The organism is Ulvibacter sp. 2305UL32-6 (genome assembly GCF_058148545.1).
The window spans coordinates 1-3,946 of sequence record NZ_JBYVKA010000015.1 but is presented as its reverse complement, the minus strand read 5'-3'; the positions used below and the strand labels follow the sequence as shown (position 1 = coordinate 3,946).

Genomic DNA, 3,946 nt, shown 5'->3' with positions numbered 1-3,946 from the left:
CTTTACAAATTCGAGTTCTTCGATTCGTTCTTTGAGTTTTTTGATTTCGTCTTTCTTGCTCATACCGCGTTTCTTTTGTTTTAAAGTACTGTATTTTTTTAACCAGTAATCAATAGAGGATCTAGAGACTTGATATTTTTCTGAAGCGTGGTTTACAGAGATCTGTCCGTTTTGGACCTGATCAATGATTAAGAGCTTTAAATCGAAACCTACTTTTTTGTAGGAAGTTTTTCGGCAGGGTTGTTTTTTGTCTTTCATTAGGTATAGTACTAAAAGGTTTAATTTTTAGTCAACCTATTTCAGGAAAGTACATTTTTCAAACTTGTAGGCAACGGTCTCGGCTATGTGTAGTTGCGTGGGTTGGCACTTAACTTTGCAAGTACACACCAAACTGAAAATCCGCGAGGATTTTCAGAAGTAGGCGAGAACAAGCAATTATTTATAGCCATTGTTGTGCTTTCGTTATTTATTAATATTTTATCTATGAGTTCAATAATATACTCTAAAGTTGCCATTAGATCCTTTTCTTCCTCTAATCCATTTTTTCGTATATCATAAAAAAGATGGTTTGTTGCCCATCTGAATTCGGGATGTTCAAATATTGACCTTAAATTATATCCCGTAATTTTTCCATCTTCAATAATCATGGCATTGGTCCAATATGATTTTATCGAACTCTCTCTTTGAGTTTCTATTTTAAGTGTGCTTTCTAAAGCGTCTGTCGTTAAATCCTTTAAAGATGCCAGTAAATATTTCAGTTCCTTATTTGAAAGTTGATTAATTTGTCCTGAAGAGATAATGGAATTAAGTATCCCGTTTTGCGGATCATACGTTAAGTTATAATCCAGTTTTCTGATTGATGCAGAAAACAGACTATCCGACATTTTATCAAAAGCTGCTCTGTCTCTAAAAAGCGCTCTCATTTCTATTGCCGTTTGAAAGGATATTTCGTTTCCCTCTATTGCGGATTCCAAAGCTTTCAGATTTATTATCATTTCTTGTTTAAGGTCTTTGAGAATAGACTGCTCTGCTTTTTTTAGCTTTCGGTCTTCATTCCAACCATTAATAGATACCGCAATTAGGATTCCAATTATCACCAAAAGAATCTCCCCAACAGCATACTTCAAATACTTTCCAGTTTTGTTTTTTTCCATAAGGTCATAGCGTATTTTTCTAAAGAATTTTATCATTGGTTAGCGGTTTGTCATAATGAAGCACAACGTGTTTGTATAATGCCAGTGGCGGTTCTTGGCTCGCTGTGGCTAAATCAAATTTGCGGTAGCAAATGTTGGCAGCGGCGTCGACGCGTGCGACTCGGAAGCCACGGCGAAGCCGTTTGCGAGTTTATTCGGTTTATCTAAGATAGTCTTTTTGTGGGAAAGTTAATTCGTTTAACCGTCTTCCGCCATTGGCTTTATACGGTGTTGTAAGTAGTGCTTTATTCAGTTGTTTCTTTCTTCCAATATTCTTTCTTTGCTTTTTTCTGTCGATAGTATGCTACGAATATTAAGGAAAGAGGAAAAAATAGGATAATCAAAATCCATTTAAAAATATTTAATATCAAATTCATTTACTCTCCTAAATTTTGTTTAATAAAGCTTTTGCGTCTAACATTCCATAATTTGCTGCTTCAGTTAAGAATTTTCTTGCATTTACTGTATCGTTTAAATGATAAAATGCTTCTCCAATCCAACTAAAAGCGTCTGGTAATTCGTAATTATATTTAATGGACTGCTCTAAATCTTTAATAGCCAATTTATATTTCTTTAAATGGACGTAAGAAATTCCACGTTCAAATTCAATTTCGTACTCCCGGACATAATAGTCTGAATCTCTATCCCATTGTCCATAAATATTAATGTCAATGTAAATACTATCAGATTTGATCGCACCTTTTGTTTTTAAAGCTCTTGTGTAATAATTAACGGATTTATCATATAACTTTAGTCTTTTGTAATTGTTTCCGATATTCAATAAGGCCAAAGTATTTTCGGAATCAAAAGTTATTACGTTTTCATAATCTTTAATTGCTCCTTCATAATTTTTAAGAGCAGATTTGTCAGCACCACGATTCAATAATGCAGGTCTAAATTTTGGTTTTTTCTCAATTGCCTTATTCAACAATTCAATTGCATTTTTATATTCTCCTTTTTCTTCTAAATCATAAGCCAAATCATAATAGTGTTCAGCTGTTTTTAAATCGCAGGAACTGCAAATTATAGAAATCAGTAATATGTAGATTTGTTTTTTATGCATTACTTACAACGTGTTTGTATAATGCCAGTGGCGGTTCTTGGCTCGCTGTGGCTCAACCAAATTTGCGGTAGCAAATGTTGGCAGCGGCGTCGACGCGTGCGACTCGGAAGCCACGGCGAAGCCGTTTGGTGATGTATTCGGTTTTAAAGATAGTTTATTTGTAGAAAATCAAATTCGATAAGCAACAAACCCGCCATTGGCTTTATACATTGTTATGCAACGAATTATTCATTTATCTCTTCATTATTTTTTTATACAATTTTTGTTGTGGATTAAATGTAACCTCTAAAAAATATATTCCAGAAGTTAATAATGATATGTCAATTTTTGAAATACGATTGTGGTTTGGTTTAGTTCTGAGTATCACATTTCCAAATGAATTGTAAATTGTGAATACGGAATCATCTGTTAGATTGTCTAATGTTATAAAAAGATTAATCTCTGCTGGATTTGGATAAATCGAAACCTGGACTTCTAGCAAATCATCTATAGATAACAATTCATCGGTATAGATGGCCTGATCACCATCAATATTTGTAATTGTTAATGTCGTAACGTCATTATTTTGTGTAAAGTTATATGTGAACGGATTTTTGGCTATTTCGGTATTTAAATTATAATAGATTGAATAATGTTTATTCTGAAATTCAATTATTACAGGATCTCCACATGTTCCCAAAAGTACAACACCGCCGTCATCTGTTTCAAAAGTACTATTTGTAAGATAGTTTATGAACTTTCCAAAACCTTCTTCACAGTTTGGATGTACAACCTCAATAGTTTCTTTTTCAAAATAAACCCTACCAATGACATTTGGAAAAGGTGGATAATCCTCTTCACCATTGATAATTACGCTTTGAAGATACCACTCATGCTCAAAAAGTTGAGAATTCTGTGCCATCATTTGATGCGATAAACTAAAAATTAATAGATATAATATTCTTTTCATATAACTATGAAAAATTTTCGATCAATTTGTTGCCTAACGGTCTTGTATAAGGCTTGTGGCGGTTCTTGGCTCGCTGAGGCTCAACCAAATTTGCGGACGCAAATGTTGGAAGCAGCTGTGCTGCGTGCGACTCGGAAGCCGAGGCGAAGCCTTATTACAAGATTATTCGGAAATAAATATAGTGTTTTTAAAAATGACGAAGCTTTAGATTTGTTCAAAAGTAGCCATTGGCTTTATACGTTGTTATAAGCTGGCACTCTGATAATCATTATAGTATTTTAATCCCAATTGAGACAAATTGTTAATCGGCTTATCCTTAGCACAGCATTCAAATATGGTCACATTATTTTTTTTATAGATTGTATAGCCTGAATCCTTTATCAGATCTTTGAAGGTCGCCATAATTAATTTTCCTTCTTTATAATAAAAGTTCATTTCTAATTTATCTGTCGACAATTCCTTCAGATATTTAATTCGAATAAGTTCTTTGTTGTCAGTTGTGAAATATATCAGATATTCGGTTCCTTCTAGATTTAGTTTTTTCGGTTTTAGGTTTAAATTATATTCTAAAGATCCAGATTCGCGCTTAGTCGATTTTGCATAATTACTTATGGATTCTATTTCCATTATCAGTTTGTCGGTCTTGCTTGAGGTACAACCAGATATTATTAAAATGATTAATGCGAGGATTATTTGTTTCAACTATTTAAATTTTCTACAAATTTTTGTCAGTGCTTGCTT

The 3,946-nt window shown here is 33.2% G+C and carries 5 protein-coding genes; all 5 read right to left on the bottom strand.

Annotated features, from left to right (window positions below; all coding sequences use genetic code 11):
- Window positions 1-258: helix-turn-helix domain-containing protein (locus ACY2RU_RS17360; protein ID WP_490139748.1), on the bottom strand; the 258-nt coding region annotated here is incomplete at its 3' end.
- A gap of 83 nt (window positions 259-341) precedes the next feature.
- Window positions 342-1,154, bottom strand: a complete 813-nt coding sequence (locus ACY2RU_RS17355) for a DUF6090 family protein (protein ID WP_490139747.1) — start codon at window positions 1,152-1,154, stop codon at window positions 342-344.
- A gap of 424 nt (window positions 1,155-1,578) precedes the next feature.
- Window positions 1,579-2,256: a tetratricopeptide repeat protein gene (locus ACY2RU_RS17350; protein WP_490139746.1), complete on the bottom strand. Its 678-nt coding sequence runs from the start codon at window positions 2,254-2,256 to the stop codon at window positions 1,579-1,581.
- Between the two features lie 232 nt (window positions 2,257-2,488).
- Window positions 2,489-3,205 carry a T9SS type A sorting domain-containing protein gene (locus tag ACY2RU_RS17345; RefSeq protein WP_490139745.1) on the bottom strand — a complete coding sequence of 239 codons (717 nt, stop codon included), beginning with the start codon at window positions 3,203-3,205 and terminating at the stop codon, window positions 2,489-2,491.
- A gap of 243 nt (window positions 3,206-3,448) precedes the next feature.
- Entirely contained in the window at window positions 3,449-3,832 is a 384-nt protein-coding gene (locus tag ACY2RU_RS17340; RefSeq protein ID WP_490139744.1) for a hypothetical protein, read from the bottom strand.
- Between the last annotated feature and the right edge of the window lie 114 nt (window positions 3,833-3,946).

Bases quoted from the DNA above. Each gene is read 5' to 3' on its own strand.
- ACY2RU_RS17355 (WP_490139747.1), bottom strand. From the start codon at position 1,154: ATGGAAAAAAACAAAACTGGAAAGTATTTGAAGTATGCTGTTGGGGAG.
- ACY2RU_RS17350 (WP_490139746.1), bottom strand. From the start codon at position 2,256: ATGCATAAAAAACAAATCTACATATTACTGATTTCTATAATTTGCAGT.
- ACY2RU_RS17345 (WP_490139745.1), bottom strand. From the start codon at position 3,205: ATGAAAAGAATATTATATCTATTAATTTTTAGTTTATCGCATCAAATG.
- ACY2RU_RS17340 (WP_490139744.1), bottom strand. From the start codon at position 3,832: ATGGAAATAGAATCCATAAGTAATTATGCAAAATCGACTAAGCGCGAA.